The organism is Nitrobacter sp. 62-13, from assembly GCF_001896955.1.
Lineage (GTDB): Bacteria > Pseudomonadota > Alphaproteobacteria > Rhizobiales > Xanthobacteraceae > Nitrobacter.
In genome coordinates this window covers 17,618-33,715 of sequence record NZ_MKRN01000171.1, presented here as the reverse complement: position 1 = coordinate 33,715, position 16,098 = coordinate 17,618, and the positions used below count along the sequence as shown (strand labels likewise).

General features: G+C 57.2%; 13 protein-coding genes and 2 pseudogenes. 3 read left to right on the top strand and 12 right to left on the bottom strand.

Translation table 11 applies throughout. The annotated features are described in order from the left end of the window. Positions 1-336: 336 nt before the first annotated feature. The gene (locus BGN91_RS11710; protein ID WP_292613309.1) at positions 337-1,857 is read right to left on the bottom strand and encodes an anti-phage dCTP deaminase; all 1,521 of its coding nucleotides are present in this window, start codon (positions 1,855-1,857) and stop codon (positions 337-339) included. Between the two features lie 54 nt (positions 1,858-1,911). Here BGN91_RS11710 and BGN91_RS11705 point away from each other — a divergent pair, with 54 nt between their 5' ends. Beyond that, entirely contained in the window at positions 1,912-2,082 is a 171-nt protein-coding gene (locus BGN91_RS11705; RefSeq protein WP_292613306.1) for a hypothetical protein, read from the top strand. A gap of 59 nt (positions 2,083-2,141) precedes the next feature. On the opposite strand, the gene BGN91_RS11700 is transcribed toward BGN91_RS11705, so the two are convergent. From BGN91_RS11700 to BGN91_RS11660, 9 genes are all read right to left on the bottom strand, one after another. Then, on the bottom strand, positions 2,142-2,357 hold the full coding sequence (locus tag BGN91_RS11700) for a DUF2442 domain-containing protein (protein WP_292613305.1): 216 nt from the start codon (positions 2,355-2,357) through the stop codon (positions 2,142-2,144). Positions 2,358-2,624: 267 nt separating this feature from the next. Continuing rightward, positions 2,625-4,463 carry a TniQ family protein gene (locus BGN91_RS11695; RefSeq protein WP_292613303.1) on the bottom strand — a complete coding sequence of 613 codons (1,839 nt, stop codon included), beginning with the start codon at positions 4,461-4,463 and terminating at the stop codon, positions 2,625-2,627. Next, positions 4,460-5,554, bottom strand: coding sequence for an ATP-binding protein (locus tag BGN91_RS11690; RefSeq protein ID WP_292613301.1), 1,095 nt, complete (start codon positions 5,552-5,554; stop codon positions 4,460-4,462). Before BGN91_RS11690 ends, BGN91_RS11695 begins: the two co-directional genes overlap by 4 nt. A 2-nt stretch (positions 5,555-5,556) precedes the next feature. Beyond that, positions 5,557-7,746, bottom strand: coding sequence for a Mu transposase C-terminal domain-containing protein (locus BGN91_RS11685; RefSeq protein ID WP_292613299.1), 2,190 nt, complete (start codon positions 7,744-7,746; stop codon positions 5,557-5,559). Continuing rightward, a complete protein-coding gene (locus tag BGN91_RS11680; RefSeq protein ID WP_292613297.1) occupies positions 7,743-8,453 on the bottom strand; it encodes a TnsA endonuclease N-terminal domain-containing protein in 711 nt (236 codons plus the stop codon). Before BGN91_RS11680 ends, BGN91_RS11685 begins: the two co-directional genes overlap by 4 nt. Before the next feature lie 474 nt (positions 8,454-8,927). Continuing rightward, on the bottom strand, positions 8,928-9,065 hold the full coding sequence (locus BGN91_RS11675) for a hypothetical protein (RefSeq protein WP_292613296.1): 138 nt from the start codon (positions 9,063-9,065) through the stop codon (positions 8,928-8,930). A 718-nt stretch (positions 9,066-9,783) separates the two neighbouring features. Then, complete coding sequence (locus BGN91_RS11670) at positions 9,784-10,047, bottom strand: hypothetical protein (RefSeq protein WP_292613295.1); 264 nt, start codon at positions 10,045-10,047, stop codon at positions 9,784-9,786. 54 nt (positions 10,048-10,101) lie between these two features. Next, positions 10,102-12,192 (bottom strand): AAA family ATPase, encoded by a 2,091-nt coding sequence (locus tag BGN91_RS11665; protein ID WP_292613293.1) that lies wholly within the window; start codon positions 12,190-12,192, stop codon positions 10,102-10,104. 234 nt (positions 12,193-12,426) lie between these two features. Then, positions 12,427-13,206, bottom strand: a complete 780-nt coding sequence (locus BGN91_RS11660; RefSeq protein ID WP_292613291.1) for a metallophosphoesterase — start codon at positions 13,204-13,206, stop codon at positions 12,427-12,429. A gap of 852 nt (positions 13,207-14,058) precedes the next feature. Between BGN91_RS11660 and BGN91_RS11655 the strand changes: the two genes are divergently transcribed. Continuing rightward, positions 14,059-14,319, top strand: a complete 261-nt coding sequence (locus BGN91_RS11655; RefSeq protein ID WP_292613289.1) for a helix-turn-helix transcriptional regulator — start codon at positions 14,059-14,061, stop codon at positions 14,317-14,319. A 241-nt stretch (positions 14,320-14,560) separates the two neighbouring features. Here the strand turns inward: BGN91_RS11655 and BGN91_RS11650 are convergent. Beyond that, positions 14,561-15,051, bottom strand: a pseudogene (locus BGN91_RS11650) (MbcA/ParS/Xre antitoxin family protein). Between BGN91_RS11650 and BGN91_RS11645 the strand changes: the two are divergent. After that, a pseudogene (locus BGN91_RS11645) lies at positions 15,004-15,344 on the top strand (NAD(P)H-dependent oxidoreductase); the annotation flags it as partial. The pseudogenes BGN91_RS11650 and BGN91_RS11645 sit on opposite strands and share 48 nt — an antisense overlap. A 281-nt stretch (positions 15,345-15,625) precedes the next feature. Here BGN91_RS11645 and BGN91_RS11640 read toward each other — a convergent pair. After that, positions 15,626-16,033: a helix-turn-helix domain-containing protein gene (locus BGN91_RS11640; RefSeq protein ID WP_292613287.1), complete on the bottom strand. Its 408-nt coding sequence runs from the start codon at positions 16,031-16,033 to the stop codon at positions 15,626-15,628. Between the last annotated feature and the right edge of the window lie 65 nt (positions 16,034-16,098).

Sequence of the window (16,098 nt, the reverse complement as noted above, 5' to 3'; positions counted from 1 at the left end):
AAAGTGACCCAACAATCCAAAGCGGTCGCTGCCTGAGCGCTCCCGCAGACCAGCGCAGCATACCTGTACGGGGTGCTGGCCGGATGCGTACCCAACAGCGGCGGCATTGGTTCATCCGAACGTGCAGTATTTCAATTTTTACGACGGCGAGTGGCGCTGTCCCGGCCGTCCCGGATTCTACCGCGGCCGCTACAACGGCGGCAGCATCGGCCTGTGTTGGACGCAGATCCCCGATCGGATCGGTGTGGATGCGGGTCAGGGGTGGGTAGGTACTGAACGTTGTTCGTATAGGCAAATCTGATTGCGTCGAAGCGACGTGTGCCACGCTCTTGGATGCTATGTGTCGACGTCTGTTAGCTCGGCCTCGGTGACAATCTGTTTCAGTGCTGCGATTGCATCTTGGGTGAGATATTCTTCGAGTTTAGAATAGAAAGGATATTTTACATCAACGATAGGTAATGCTTCTTCGTTTTGATACTCGATGAAGGCTCCGTTCGCCTCGTCTTTCCGGGACCCCCGTTCGAAGATTTCACGGTATCGTCGAGGTGTTACCCCGTAAAAGTGTTCAAAATCGACGGCAGGGAACATTTGATAGTGGCCGCGGTCGCTTCCTTCAATTTTGATAGAATCAGCGTGAAGGTCTGCGGCCAAACTTTTGGGATACGGTTCAAGAAAAACGACGTTCTTGATGCCCGAAGCGACAATATGCTTTGCGCACATGTGACAAGGAAATGTCGTGCAGTAAAGCGTTCCGCCAATTACCGGGTGACCAGTTCTGGCTGCATCGGACAATGCTGACATTTCTGCATGAACCATTCGGCCATACTCAAGCGCATCCATCAATTGAGAATCGCGAATCCTGGGATCGTTCATCAGGTCATCGGAATTTCTTCCCGGAGAAATTAAGCCCACTAGTTCTGCGAGAATTTCCTTCTTTCTCACGAAATTGGAGTCGTACTTTCGTTTAAAATCACGGTCGTCGTAAGGATCGTCAGCCCAATATGTACCACCTCCAGCCTTCGGTACCTCATTTGAACCCAAGGAGATTATTTCGCCATGCTGAGAGAAAATGGCCGCGCCAACTTGGCGAGACAGATCAAGGCTTCTAAGGGCGGCAGCCTTTGCAAGAAAAAGCCCATACTCGCGATGAGTTGGAGAAATTCTGTTGGAGCCAAATAGAAGTTCACAAAAACGATCAATTTGGACGTCAATGTTTAAATCAACGTCTAAGTTGGCGATGAAATCGGCGTCGTGAAATATTTTCGCTACGCGCTGACCGTGGACTTTCCCAACTTCGTTTTCGTCATCCTGTACAAGGGATTCGGCAAGATGACGGTACTTAAGTGGGCCAGTTGCATTGTGGCTATTGGCAAACTTTCGAGATAGATAGTCGACCCTTGCCCCACGTCTTGAATAGATAGATATCTGGAAGAAAAGTTTGCCATAGACCGAGCGAAGAAGGTCGATTTCTTCTTTGCGCTTGAACTGGTGAACTAAATATACAATCTTACTAAACTTCTCATCTGAGTTGGAGAGCTTCACGCGTTTTGCCATAACCCTCCTAATCGCCAGGGACGCAAGGATTGAGTCTCCAAATTTGCCTCTGATTTGATTTCCGTAGCCGATATACGTCACATACCGACGGTGAAGGGTTGATTTGTCGAGCGGGTCTTCCGGTGCAAAATATTTCTGCAGAACTTTGAATACGTCCGTGACTTTGATTTCGACTACTTTGTAGCCCCGTCGACTAAAGTGTCGGCGGAAGGACTGTATCGCCGGCGTCATGTCAGCGCCAATCGGACAAACAAAACCAAATAACAATTCAGGCTGTTTTATCTTTTGGATAGAATCTGCCATGGATTAACCGGTCATCAGCTTTCTGCTATTAATGTGTACGGTGCGGAGGAAATCATGGCCGGCTTAAAACCAGTCAGACGTTCGGTTGAAGAAATCGAGAAAGCCGATCAAGAGTTGATTCGTCAGCATCATGAATATTTGGCGAGTTGGATTAAGCAGCAGCGTGAAGTGGAATCCGCAAAGTCAGATGGTAAAAAGAATAAAGAATTTATTTCCTGTAACTGATATCTGACTGAAATTAAAAACGGACCACGCATTAGCCCCTTGCCCGCGCGATGCTGACATCACCGTCCGGCCAGAAGCCCGGCAAGCGAAACGGCCTCGTCAATTTCATCCCAGTGTAGACCAACGAGACTGATCTCGACGTTAGCGCGTTGCTCCGGGGTGGCCTTCTGAAGGCGCGGAAACCATGCCAGCGGTACGCCGAGCGTACGGCCGTCGGACAATTCGACCCACATGGTTTGTTCGTCAAAACGAACGCTGGTTGGCGAAACGCTCATCGTCTCTTTCTCTCATAGCCGCGCCAAACCCGGCCACGGCACTACGCAGCTGATTTAGAGTCAGCTGCCTCGCTGTGAGGCGACCCATAGTTCTTCCGTATTCGGGTTCTGACCCTATTGATTTTATTGGCATTTCGTCAGACGGTGCCGCCATTATTTCCGCAAATGGAAGCAAAGCGTTGCCGCAAACGAGAAAGAGTTCACCGAACCACAAAAAAAGCCCTCGCGAATCCGCGCGGGCTTTTTTTTTGGACTTATCTCAACCGGCTAGGGCGATATGTCTTCGCGTCTATAGAAAATGATCCGATAGGTCGCTTTGTCGAGTTCAGGCGTGGGAACTATCCCGATCTGTTCAAGTGCGGCGCGCACGGCGCGTGGATGTTTGTGTTCGCGTTTGGCCAGTTCGGCGAGCGAGACATACTTCGTTCTGAACGCGTCGAGCTCGGCGCGCGACACGAGTGTGAGAGACTGATTGTTGACCGGGTGGGCGGCGCGGTAGGTCCGCAGTTTACCGTTGTCGATCAGCGCCCGGACCACGGCATGGAAGGTGCCCATTTCAGTCATCACGGCTTCGAGGGTGAGCCCTTCCAGTGCGGGCTTGCTGACGTGCTGGCGGACTTCGGCCACGTCAACCAACAGCGCTGCGTAACCACGTTCGCCAACGAGCCGCGCACGTTTACTAAGCTTACCCTCAAGTATTGCACGGACAATCAGCATCGCACTGCAGTTGGCGAATTTTGCGGCTTTTGCGATGCCCGTCATGCCGACGGCCGGCTCGACAACGGGCTCGGCTCCAATCAGGAGTTTTTCCAAGAAGCCATCGAGGTCCGCCGGCGCGAATAAAAGGGTCTTCAGTTTCTTGGCAACGTCGCCCAACACTGGTTTGATGAAGCCGTGTTCAAACAGTAGTTTCGTATGGACGCGTCCGGCGTTTGTGTAAGCTTCGGCCTCTTTGAGTGACATTGCACCTTTGAGCTTTTTCAGGATGGGCTGTGCCTTTTGGGCGTCGAACAGCACACGGTGGTCCTGCAACTTGCTTTGATCGCCGCCGACGATGCCGGTGGCCTGCAGAGCTTTCCGAAGGCCCATTGCGTGCATGCCGGTTTCCAGCGAAGCGGTTCGGATGGAGTGGACGCGGCGCTCCTCGATCACCGTTCCGAACAGCTTAGCGGGCGGACCGATCGGTACAGTTTCGATGATGCTGCGCCGGATGAGATCGCGGACGGGCCCGTAGCTAGGCTGTTCACCGACGGCGGCGATCCATTCGTACAGCTTGCCGAACCTCGCATGAGGCCCCTCGTTGGGTACTCGCGATGCCAGGTACGATGCGTTCATCTCGGCGAGGAACGCGCGGATAGCGGGCTCTCCGGTCCGGGCGATATCAAAGCCCTTGCCGCCACAGATCCGCCATTGCTCGGGTGAGAGCGTTTTGAGGTTGTGCTTGCGGCCGAACAGGGCGGCAGCACCAAAAACCTCGCAAGTTTTGACCGCGGCGAACAGGTCGAGGTTGTCGAGAAATTCCGATCGACCCGACGTGCCCTCGAGCCTGTCGGCGATGTAGCTTTCGAGCCCACTGGCGGGCCTGCGCTCCGCTTCGAGGACGAGTTTCGGGAGGTCGTTCAGCTTGGGCGAGACCAGAGTAGCAAAGTCGTACATTGTGCCGGTGTCGGCACGTGCCACTTCGGTCAGCGCGATGCTGTGCTTTGGGCAGGTATGGACGCCGGCGAGCCGCCAGATGATGCGACCGTAAGCGGCTTGTTCAGGCTGGAGCCTTGAATAGGCAATATCGCCCTTCAGACATTCGGCGCACACGAAAACTTGAGAGCGCCTGATATTAGGACGGAGCAACCTCTCGTTCCGCAGCGTGCTGCCGGTCGTGTCCGTTCGAACAGCGTTTCGGGCGAGGTCGTCGCTGGGGATGCCCGTGAGCTTGCTGAGTGCGTTGAAGGTATCGGTGCAGCCCCTGATGATGCCCTGGAATGGAAGCCCAATGAGCTGGCAGAATTGGTGAGCGGACTTAATGAAGTTGGCGCGCGCGAGGCGCGACACGTAACTGGCGGGGCATTCGTCCCCGGCAATTGGCAGGACGGGATCGAGGAAATTCACCGGCGCCCCCTTTGCTTCTTTCGGCTTCTGCCCGTCCGAGTTGAGCCTTCGTCATGGTCATCGTCTTCGGCGCCTTCCACTTTGCGCCGTCCGAGCACCGCTGTGCAGTCAACCTCAGCCCAGTTCGGCACAACAAAGGGATTTTCACTGGGTAGGCAGCCCGATCGAACCGTATAGGCTTCCGCGAAGTGTTCGCGGGTCAGCCCCTCAGAGCCGGCCTTCAGCGCGATGCGGATTGCATCCTGCGTCACCTCGATCGAGGTGCCGATCTGATAGAGGGCGGCGTGGATAAGTCGGGCAGGGAGCGCATCGTGGATTGGGTTGTTCCATATTAGGTTCGCGGTTTTGGCGAGGTCTTCGATTGCGGTCTCGATTTCGCTGACCCCGTCCGGCAGGATGAGCGGTCGAAATTCCACGGGCCGACAACGCCGCCGGATTTCGGTGATTGGTTGCGTGAGATCGACGATTTCGGGTAGACCGCTGATGAGAAGGATGATCGGCCAGGTGGGCGACACGACCAAGGTCTTGATCATGTTGCGAATGTCGTCGATTTCATCATCGGTCGCATATCTCGTGACGTTATGCATTTCGTCGAAGTGCAGCGCGACCTTTTTCAATTTTTCGATGCGCTCATAGACCATCTCCCAGATGATGTGACTCGGGGGGTTGCCTTTGATTGGCAATCCCAGCTGCCGAAGGGTTATGCGTCCGAGCGCTTTGGGAGTGCAGAAAGAGGGTATGCGAACGTAAACAGCGGCGCACCCCGATCGTGGCACCATATATCCGGGGAATGCCGGGTGACGGCCCACGAGCCGCTTGAGTGACAGCGACTTTCCGGCGCCGGACTCCCCGACCAGCACGAGGGCGCCGCCTTCACGGCGGTTACCTTCGCTTTCCGGGAGTTTGGGATCTGCGCGCAGTGTGAGGTCGTCGAGTAGGTCCTGGAACACCATCTCGATTTGGTCGTCACGGTCCATGTGGAGAAAGCGCGCTTTGATACGCTCCATAAGGTCCTGCCGAGTCCGAGTTTCTGGGCTCTGCAGTGCACGGATACGTGCGAGCGGATCATTGTCGATGACTTCTCCGGCCACGGTCAGTCCTCCATCCGGTGTTTGCGTGCGGGGGTGTGCTTGTCGTCCGTCAGCGGCGGCTCGTGGGTGGGCTCTGCCGGCGCCGGGGCGTCGCCACCCCCTGGGAAGGCATTGGCGAACAGACCGCCGCCGGTGCTGGAGACGTCGGGACTCGGCTTGGCCCAAGAGAAGCTGATGGCGAGGTCGCGCTCGGCCCGATCGATGTCCTCAGGGGTATCGATAAGCGCGCCGATCCCGGAACGGGCGATGGCGTTGGCCGATACTTGCTGAATGGCGCGAATGGCCTCCCGGACAACCGGCTCTTCCACCTTGGCTTCGCGCGCGAAGCGACGACCGAGGTCTGCGAGCGTGGCTGTCCAGATGCGGACAGTGACGCGATCGAAGCCTGTGTGGACGCAGGGGACGGTGAGCCAGTCTTTTTCAAGGCGAACCGAGATGGCGCCGATGTCTTCGGCGTCGACGCGGACTTCGACTTCGACGCCGTCGCCGACGCGCCTGCGGTGGGTTTCGAGATTCTCGGAGTTGTAGTTGAGGCCGAGTACCCAAATGCCGCCGGCACGGATCTTGCGCTTTATTCTGATGCCGAAGATGGCGCGCATCTTGTTGCGATCGGGTGGTTCGTTGACGTGGAACAGCTTGGTGAGGCGCAGCCACGCGTTTCGCGGCGTCTCGCCGCCGAGTCCTGCATGAGGCATGTTGTGGTAAGCGTCGACCACGAAGCGGACCATCACCCACGCGAGTTCGTCGACGTTGAGGTTGGCCATCGGCCCAGGTTCGTAGTCGCCAAGTGCGACAGTGTTCTCAAACGTGCGACCGTGAAAACGCGAGATCAGCGCCGTGTGAACTGTCCCGAATAGCCGTTCGACGCGGGAGCGGAGGTGGGGAAGACCGATGGGAGGAATCTTGGGCGCGCCGGTGAGGTCGATGATGGCCGCCTGCGTGACGTCGGCGATAAAGGATGTGCCGCTGTCGGAAGCGATCGCTTCTGGCGACAAATGCATGTCCCATGGCGTGATGGCCCCGACCGCAGAGGCGTAGCCACTCTTATCGCTGACAATCATACGCAGGACAGCAATGGCGTTACCGGAGGATGCCGTACGAGCAAGCCGCATGCCGAGGATGCAACGTGTGGCGCAGTCGATGGCGGCGCAGATCCACATGCGGACCCGTTCAACCTTCTCCTGCTGCTCGGGACTCAAGTGTTCCCACAGTCCGGTGTCGATGAGCAGGACCTTGAGGCTGACTTCCCATTCGTCGATCTCGACGCGCTGTCCCGGCCGCGTGACGTCGAGGCCTGCGGCGACCATGACGAACTTGCGCTTGGCAGCGAGCACGCCGTAGCGGCCGGCGTAGACGTCGTACTTATCGAGCTTGCCAATAACCTTGGAGAAGGCCTTATAGCTCGGATACGGCAGCGGCTTCTCTTCAGTAGTCGCTTCCATGTTCTCAGGCAGCGTGTCGATCTCGCCGCACAAATCCCTGTATAGGTGCTTCTTCTTGGGCCGGTTGGGCGAGGCGTACCGGACTGCGTGCTTCCACATCAGCACTGCAATCTTGGCGTCAATCTTGCTGTTGCGGTTGCCGCTGTTATGGGTGTCGTCGCGGAGCGCACAGGGATCGAGGCCGGCGCGTTCGTAGTCGACGATCCAATCCCGCCAGGTGCGGACGCAGGGCGCCTCGCGGAGTACCGTGGTGGTGCCGGCCCGACGTTTGTTTTTGCTCTGAGGCGCTCGGGTCTTTGCAATATCGAGCCCAATGATCTCAGTTTGGATCTGTGAGATTAGTGCCTCCATCGCGTCATCAGAGCGGCTGACCTCATCGTTAGCTTCGCGTTTGAGGAAGCGTGTGACCCACTCGAGTTTCCACATGATCTTGGGTAGTTCGTCGTCGTTGAGATCTGCGAGCCGCTCGATGCTGGTTCGCTCGCGCGTCGCGGCCTTCTCGGAAGTAAACCAGTTGCGGTCGAACGCGTAGCCAGGCTTGTCACGCTCGAGCTTCAGTTGCTCGAAGCTGAAGGTTTCTGAGAGCGGCGGGGTCACATCTAGACGACTGAGCGAATAGCCGAGGCCATCGATCAGCTTCGCATTGCCGTAACGAATGCCGCCTAGGGTGACACGGTCGAATGGCCCGATGCGCACGTGCAAGATGGTTGGCGAGGGCGGCGGCGGTGGCGGCTGAACAGCAGGGATCATCGCAAAGCTCCCGCGGCCGCCCGGAAGACCTGCGTGTCGTAACCGATCCGTCCACCGGCGATGTCGAGTTCCCCATCCGCGATCAGACGTACGATGGCGCGGAAACCACGTCCTGTGAGGCCACTGTGCTCAACCAGATCGCCGATGCGGACGCTTCCCTTGAGTTTACTGACCAGGTCACGCATGCGTTCGTCATGGACGCCCGGCGGGTCTCGCCGCACCGCGTGGATCAGCATCGCGTTATGGACTAGGTCCGGATGCAGATCTTTCTCGGTCAGCAGCACAGCCGCGTCGGCGAACTGGCGCGACATCTGCTGCGCGATCAGCCAAATGATCGGCCGCCACTTTGCCTCGTACTTGGCCGGTTTGATCTGGGCCGCGATCTTGCGGCCGTCCTTGAGCATGAGCAGAAAGTCGAACGTGTGCTGACGGGCCTTGCCGTTCTCGTCTGTGTAGCGAACCGGGGCAGGCTGCTCGTGGACGTCGGCGACGTCACGGTGGGTAGTGAAGATGTACGCGGCCTTCTCCTCCAAGCCGCCCTCGCAATAGATGCGGCGCGGCTCGGCACCGCCGACGATCGAACTACGTGACGAGAAGCGCGACCGACGTGATGGGATTCGTGTCGCGACCGAGGGGCCTGGCGGTCTCCAGTAGGGCGAGACCTGTGCGGGCTGTGGGGCAGGGTGCTGATTGTCTTCAAGCGTCATCGTCACGGTCGGGGGCTTTCGGCCAAGGGCTACCGTTCGCCGAAATCGCTCGGCGCCTGATAGGCCGGTGTGAAAGGGAGCCGAACGCCGGAGTCGGCGCAAAAACGCGCTTGCGTGCTGCGAATCTTTGAGCAAGACTCAGACCACGCGCCGTACAGGGTGTGTGTGGTCTGGTCTCACTTTCGGCCAGTGGAGCAGGCGGCTTCCGCGCTAACGGAGCCGCCTGTATTCATTCATGGGTGCTTGGTCATCGGCATTCTTTCTCGGTGTCGTTGCCTCTCGTCGAACAATCCCGCGAAAAGCTGCAAATGTCGTCGAAGAAAATGCAGAAAATCCAAAAAAATGACTCTGCATCAGTGACTTAGCCCAAGCCATTGAATCAAAAGATTGAATCCGGCGTCGGCTAGGGCGCGCGTTCATGGGGCCGGCAACACGCGCGTCGCTCCGGTCGAACGGGCCGGCATCCGGAGAGGCTCACGTGTGGTCGTCCTCGATGCGCGCGGCATAGACCTCTTCAATCCCAAGACGTGGCGACTTGCCGTGCGATGCGCGAGCTTTCTGCGGCGAGGTCTCGGTCGAATTTAAGCTGAGCACGGATCCGATCCATTCCATGCGAACACTTGATTGCTTGGATCGATCCGAACTTTGACCGACCGGGCGAAAGTTCTGAAGATCCGCGGACTCGCTGCGTCATCCGTTGACGACAAGTCCATCGGCGCGGACGAGGCGCATCATCGTCAATGGAGCGTATATTCTGGTTCTCCGAGTGGGCGGAACGGTCCGCATCGATTGCGATCGCGGTTTCGGAGATCGGTGAGCAGCAAAGATTGCCGCTTGCGCGTTGCGTACGTGCGTGCGTTTCTTCACCTGTGCGACAGGACAGGATTGTGCTACTCGGCTGATCCTCATGGACGCACGGCCCGTGGGTGCGGGTTGTGCGTTTTTTTCGGTCCTATATGTCCTCAATCTGCATGTCCGCCTCCCGTGCTGCTGCGTGAATCCTGCTTCGACTACGCACCATTCATTATGAAGAGGGGCCGGCAAGGTCCGGGCAAAAAAGTCGAGTCTGCAGAATCGGTTGGCGGGGTTTCTTGAGAGTCTGAGTCGACATGTTCATTGAATTGTGGATCGCGATCTCTCGTCACCCGGGCGTGCGGTCGATTGATGAATCGGCATCCCGGACTGGCCCACCGCGCAAGCGCGGTCTCCTGCCGATTTCGGTATTTCTGTTACTCTGGACAGACTCTCCTTGGGAAAGATCGTTGTTTGCGGAGAAAGCCCGTTTTGCAAGCCGAAGTTGTGAGGCGCGCCCGAGAAGCGGGCTTGTTAGTCAAAGCTGATCACCTTCCGCTTGCGCTGTAGCCGCCGCTGCTTTTTCAATGAGACGCCAAACGCTCTGCCGACGGTCATGGTTCTGGATCGTGATGCTTACCCTGCGCGCTGGAAGTCCAGCCACGTTACGGCCTTCGGTTGCATCGATGCTATAGTTGGAAAGGTCCGCCAGATTCGAGCGGTTCGCGATTCTCATTGTCGCGATGGTTCGACGGAGCGGTTCGGAGCCGCCAGGGACGAGGTCGATGCGTATATCAAGCATGCTGCCTCCATTGCTCATGGTTGATTGTTGATTTGGCTGTAGCTGGGCTCACGTCTACTGCGCGAACTCGGTCTCATGACGCAATGCTGTCGAATGACCGTCCATCGAAACCGGATGCATTTTAAGCAGTTCGTCAATCGCAGCTTGGTCCAGATAACCCGTCTTCTCAAGGCGACGCGCTACAGCTTCCAAAGTGACCCGGTTTTTGGCGATCAAATTCCGGGCAACGGAGTGGCAGCGATCGAGGCGCTTCTTGATCAAAGCAACGATTGATGGGTCGTGTAATAACAGTTCGGTGGCGCGCTCTGAAAAGTGGGCGACGCCGATCGAGCCAAAGCCGAACCGCAACTCGAGATCAATTGCAGCATTCGTCGCCCGTGAAAAATCGCTTTGCTCACCAACACCCGCTCCGACAGTTGCCTCGCCGAGCAAAATCTCCTCAGCCGCGCGACCACCTAGAAGCGCTGTGATTTGATTCTCAATTCCACCCTTGGTCTGCGAATGGGCTCGCGTGAATTCAACGCGCGTGGCTCCTCCATCGTCCATAATTGTCAGTGCCTTGGCCTTGAAGACGCCCAGAGCGGCGCCAACGACAAGATGTCCGGCTTCATGGACTGCGCAAACTCGCCGCAAGTTAGCCGGTAAACCTTCCCGACCCGACCTGATTTCCCGAAGTAGATCATCCAGCGAGAGTTCCCGCCTCTGGCGGCGAGCATGGCTCTTGGCCCGTCGGACCCATGCCTCTACGTCAGCGCCTGTCCGGCCGGCTGCGGCGAGGGCAGCCGGCATTAAGTCGATATCAGGCAGAAGTTTGCCCAGATGATACCGAAATATCTTCGCGAGAGTATCGGCATCTGGCAATTCGATTTCGACTGTACGATCAAGCCGCCCAGCACGCCGTATCGCCGCGTCGATGTGATCGACATGGTTGGTCGCGCCGATGACGACAACACCAGGCCGATCCTCCACGCCGGCGAGCTGTTCTAGGAGAAGATTTACAATCTGCGTCCAGTATTCACGATACTCGGACAAAGTCGCGCGATCACTAATACCATCGAGCTCATCGATAAATAGGATGCAGGGGGATAACTTACGCGCCTGCGCGAAGCACGACTTGATGGCAGTCAAGGTGCCGGAAAGATAGGCCGAGGCATTCCAGTCTGCGACCGAAGTAGTCACCAAAGGTACGTTTGCTGATTTCGCTAATGCCTTGGCAAACTGAGTCTTACCAACGCCTGGCAGGCCGACAAGCAATAATCCCTTCTCGATACATTCCCAATCTAGACGTCCTGCTCGGTATTCGCGCAGATCCTCAACCAAATTGAGACCCCACTCGCGAGCGGCTCCATAGCCTGCCAGTTCCTCGAGCGCGGGACCGCTGTGATCAAAAATACCTTTCGTTGCGACGACTTGATCAAGGCGCGATACGCAATCATCAGCCGTGCGATCGGCGCGGATCGCCAGGACGAAATCTGAGATATCTGCGGCTCGCACGGTTTGAGCGTCTATTGCCGCTGTCGGACGCGTGCCTGTCACCGCCTCAATGACGAGCTTGATCGCCGAATCGTCAAGCTGGCCGAGCGCCAAGTGATGTTCAGCCGCGCGGAGTAGATCTCTAGGAAGATGGCGTCGAGGATCAGGTGCGACACCAACGATCGGGACACCGGCATGAAGAGCGTTCGAGATTGCGTCGTTGCCGCGTTCTGGTTTGTGATCACTCGCCGTTCCATCTCGCTCCAACAGGAGAAAATTGCGCGAAGCCGAGGAAAATCGTCCACTGTCGAAAGGCTTTGCCTCCGGTCCGAACGCGCACGTCTGAAGCACTTGCGTAACTAACGAAACAACGTCAGCGGCATGGGTGGCTAGGGTTACGACAGGTCGATCACGCCGTAAATCGCGGGTGAGACCGTCTACTCCTTCGATTGCACGTGCAACCATGATAGCTGCTGCGGCTAGATCGGCTCGAATTGATGTCCTTCCTTCCGATTGGGGAGCGGACGACAATTCATCGATGAGCATTTCAACAGGGTCGTCCGGGTTCCCGCTGCGAAGGAGGGGACTGTTGTTCGTGCCGGCTTCTGCGGCGAGCATATCTAGATAAGCGCGCGCGAGCAGATCGCGCTTTGCGGCGTTGTATTGTGACATGCTATTCACCAAAGAGTTCGTGGAATGGAGTTGGCGATTGCGTATCGGCGAGAATGCTAGAGCCGAGGCGGGACACTGGAGTCGAGTTCGACGGCGGGGCGATCTGCGTAATGACTGAAGATTATTGGGCGTGCGTTGGCTGAGCCAGTTCGTGGTGTCGTTTGTCGGAACAGGCGGTGGGGACGGGTAAGATACGTTGATAGTTTCGGGGGCGCCCGCGCTACATACGTTTATTTAGATTTCGATTGTAAATGCTGGGTCGAAATTCCGGTTCTCCCAAGTCGTGGAAAATCGCGTCGGTCCATAGCCTTTCGCGTTTGTAACCACCCGTGTTTCACCGATCATGAAGTCGCGTGTCTCGTGAGTGTGACCGTAGATCCAAGTGTGAATGCCTTTCATGAGATCTGCATGTTCGTCGTTGACGTAGGCGGCGGAGATGAGATCATTTTCGATGCCAGGTGCCGCCGTCGCCGGAGCTGGACCATGGTGACTGACTGCGCAGATCTTGTTTGTCGTTTTGGTTCGAACGACGTTCGTAAAAAAATCTCGTGATTGCTTGTTGGCTGCGAGCGCGTCTTGCGGACGCAGGCGGTACCGGTAATCTCGAGTTCTTATCTTCCGGTAGTCGTTCTTCACTTGGCCGGCATGGGCCATTGCGCGCTTTTGGTTGCCGAAGAGGCTGAAGTCAGCCCAGAGCGTCGCACCGGCGAAAGTAACGTCGCCGATGACTAGCGTGTCATTTTGTAGAACATGGATGTTGCTGTCGGCGGCAGCATTGCGAGCCTTATTGATTGTGATTTTCCAATCGGTCCCGTAGCCTTCGTGGTTGCCGCTGATATAAATGACAGGCTGGTCCGTGATGCGCTCGCGCAGCCATCCGACTCCCCGTTCCATCCGCGTAGTCAGATCTCCTGCAATTACGAGGACATCAAACGGCGGGCGCGTGTCGATAGCGGGCAGGTCCCATCCACGGCTGGAGTCCAAGTGGAGATCGGACAAAATCCATAGCAGCATGACGACCCACCTAACGAGTTGCATGGGCACGCAGCGTCCGTGACGAGCGCCGAAATGTTTTGAGGGCCTGCCTAAAGCAGCCCGGCAATACGTCGGCTGTCAGAAGCGGGCCACACGCCATGACATGATGAGTTCTGCGCACAATGGATCAATTTTCCGCCGCCGGCGTAGCGCCGACACCACTACGGTCCGCGCAGCAGGGTCTCCTTCAATGGCGATACAAAAGGCGGCAGATACAGCGGCATCGACGAGGGGAGAAGTCATGCCGTAGGCCTGCAACTGCCGAACGGCTATTCCGATTGCCATGGCCTGATCGCCCGTGACGGCCGGTAGCCAATCCGACTCGCCTGGGATTCGGATACCCAGAAGGGCCGCACGAATCGCTTTCACGTGGTGTCGGCCGAGATGGTGTGGTTTGCAGGTTCGCCACCAATGCAAGACGGGTGGATGTAGGGGAGCATGAAGCGATTGAACGCTTGGTCCAGATGAACGATCGTTTCGACGGTGTTCGGATCTTGCTGGCATGGATTCCTCCCCCGGAAATGCCTCAACAAACCACAAGAACTGAGCGTGTAGATCGATGTTTGTAGGAAGGTAATTTCGAGCGTTCGAGCAGCAGGGCGGTCGCAGCTTCGTAATGGACGACGGAAAATCGATTCCTTGGCGTTGCTTCGACAGGGCCTTGCTCTGTCGAACGAAATCCGTCGCCGAGGTAAAAACCTGGCAAGGATTCAAACGTACTGTCTGCTGATCTAAGACTCTGCGCGGGATCTTTTGCGTTTCTACGCAACCCTCATCGCTTAATAATTTCTTAGCACATTCTATTGAGTTCGTCACTTATGGGTTCGATTTATGGTTAATGCCCAGCCTGAAATTTCTGCACCCCAAGTTAGGGCGGCGAGGGCGTGGTTGGGCTGGTCCCAGGAATTTCTGGCGAAGCAGGCTGGCGTGTCAAAGCGTGCGGTCGTACGCGCCGAGTCGGGTTCGTCCCAACCACACAAAGAAACCGCTGCACGTCTAAGAACTGCGTTAGAAGCAGCTGGATTAAAGTTTCTTTTTTTCAAGATGAGAGGAACGGGTATTGAGGTAAGTGACCTCGACCCGAAAGAATGAGACTTGTCCAGGCGCGCTGGGATGTGAACTTGCTTTTTGCAATTAGCCGTCACGCACGGAAGGCATTCGAGTATCGACTTCTGATCGTGGCATCAGGCGGCACTGCTCCTGCTACCACCACCTGGGGGTCGCCATGCCTCGCAGGCCACGTCGCCAGCAGAATAAGCGTGGATCCGAACAGGTGTCTGGTGGGGGCCGGCTGCGCTCGCTATGGGATTAGACGAAGTAGTGAAAGCGTCCGTCACCGAAAGATGATTTCTATATCGTCATAAGATCTAAAGGCCTCATCGATCGAGTCGGGCTGCATGTAAAGGCCGCCTCGCGCGCTGTCGAGGAAGCGGCGAACCGTAAGCAATCCGTCCTGGGAGCCGTTGGTCACAACGTCGAGCGGCGGCTTTCCGCCGAACACGACAGCTTTGTGCGGAGTCCGCAGCCACTCGGCGCCAAGTGGCTCTGTGGGAAAGAGAACTCCGAGACCTTGATGGATCCGAACACCGCCGAGATCCGCGTAAGGACATCTACGCTGAGCGTAAAAATGTCGTGTCCGCGAGCTTTCTTACACCAGCGATGATAGGTGGATCGGGACGGATACCCGAGCACCAAGAGACGCTGTTCTTCCGACAGCCCCCACAGATCTGTAATAGCAAGAAAAGTCCGCAAGGCGGGTGAGCTTAACCGCCGCCGGTCGGAGCCGTTCGTCCCACGCAAGGCAAGACGTTGGCTGTGATGCAGGTCAGCGGCGGCTCGCAGTCGTTCAACGCGGTGAACCAACTCCGCGTGCTCGGGCGCTGGATGCGCATGATCACGATTCCGAACCAATCATCGGTCGCGAAGGCCTATGAGCAGTTCGACGACAATGGCCGGATGAAGCCTTCGGCCTATTACGACCGGATCGTGGACGTCGCGGAGGAGTTGGTGAAGTTCACACTGCTCACGCGAGGGTTTTCTGCTTATCTTACCAACCGGTACAGCGAGGAGCTTCCGCGAAACTCGCTGAGCGCATGCGTCTGGAGGAAGCGGTCTAGGTAAAGGCTGTTGCCCTGCAACGAAGCGGCGCCGGGCAAAGTACGTCGCTCACCGCTGCAGCAACACATTGAAATCGTTTGTGTGAGATTCCGGGTTTGGCGTTCTTCCTGCCGGATGCTGGGCAAGGCACGTCTTCTATTTACAGCCGATCACGACTCCAAAAATTGATGCCTAGCGATAGACGGAAGAGCGGGATCGCCGTCGTGGAACCGTGCTGGCTGAAGAGACGAAGCGCGGCGACGCTGGCGTGTCCGGCTGGCAGACCCGCTGCGGCTAAGGCCTAGCTTTGCGGCGACAGAGCTTCGATGATCCGACAGTCGGCGACTGTCCCACAGCGGCATTGAGCGATCATGCTGTCGAGTTCGCGACGTAGTGCTCGCAAGTCAGCGATCTTTCGGTCGACCTCGGCCAGGTGCTCTCTGGCGATGACATCGACGGCGTCGCAAGATCGGTCGCGCTGGTCGGCCAAATCGAGCAATGCACGAATTTGATCGAGCGAAAACCCGAGGTCTCGTGAGCGCCGGATGAAGCTCAGCCGATTTACGTGCGCCGGGCCGTAAGCGCGGTAGTTGCCGGCTGTCCGGCCCGGCGCAGCAAACAGCCCGATCCGCTCGTAATAGCGGATGGTCTCGACCTTGGTGCCCGTTCTTCGCCCCAACTCGCCGATCGCCAGGTAATCGCCCGTCATAGCCTTGACCCTGTAGTTACTACAGGGTCCATATGGGTGGTCACGTCGGACCTGTCGAGGTGATG

Bases quoted from the DNA above. Each gene is read 5' to 3' on its own strand.
- BGN91_RS11710 (WP_292613309.1), bottom strand. From the start codon at position 1,857: ATGGCAGATTCTATCCAAAAGATAAAACAGCCTGAATTGTTATTTGGT.
- BGN91_RS11705 (WP_292613306.1), top strand. From the start codon at position 1,912: ATGGCCGGCTTAAAACCAGTCAGACGTTCGGTTGAAGAAATCGAGAAA.
- BGN91_RS11700 (WP_292613305.1), bottom strand. From the start codon at position 2,357: ATGAGCGTTTCGCCAACCAGCGTTCGTTTTGACGAACAAACCATGTGG.
- BGN91_RS11685 (WP_292613299.1), bottom strand. From the start codon at position 7,746: ATGATCCCTGCTGTTCAGCCGCCACCGCCGCCGCCCTCGCCAACCATC.
- BGN91_RS11680 (WP_292613297.1), bottom strand. From the start codon at position 8,453: ATGACGCTTGAAGACAATCAGCACCCTGCCCCACAGCCCGCACAGGTC.
- BGN91_RS11675 (WP_292613296.1), bottom strand. From the start codon at position 9,065: ATGGAATGGATCGGATCCGTGCTCAGCTTAAATTCGACCGAGACCTCG.
- BGN91_RS11670 (WP_292613295.1), bottom strand. From the start codon at position 10,047: ATGCTTGATATACGCATCGACCTCGTCCCTGGCGGCTCCGAACCGCTC.
- BGN91_RS11665 (WP_292613293.1), bottom strand. From the start codon at position 12,192: ATGTCACAATACAACGCCGCAAAGCGCGATCTGCTCGCGCGCGCTTAT.
- BGN91_RS11660 (WP_292613291.1), bottom strand. From the start codon at position 13,206: ATGCTGCTATGGATTTTGTCCGATCTCCACTTGGACTCCAGCCGTGGA.
- BGN91_RS11655 (WP_292613289.1), top strand. From the start codon at position 14,059: ATGGTTAATGCCCAGCCTGAAATTTCTGCACCCCAAGTTAGGGCGGCG.
- BGN91_RS11640 (WP_292613287.1), bottom strand. From the start codon at position 16,033: ATGACGGGCGATTACCTGGCGATCGGCGAGTTGGGGCGAAGAACGGGC.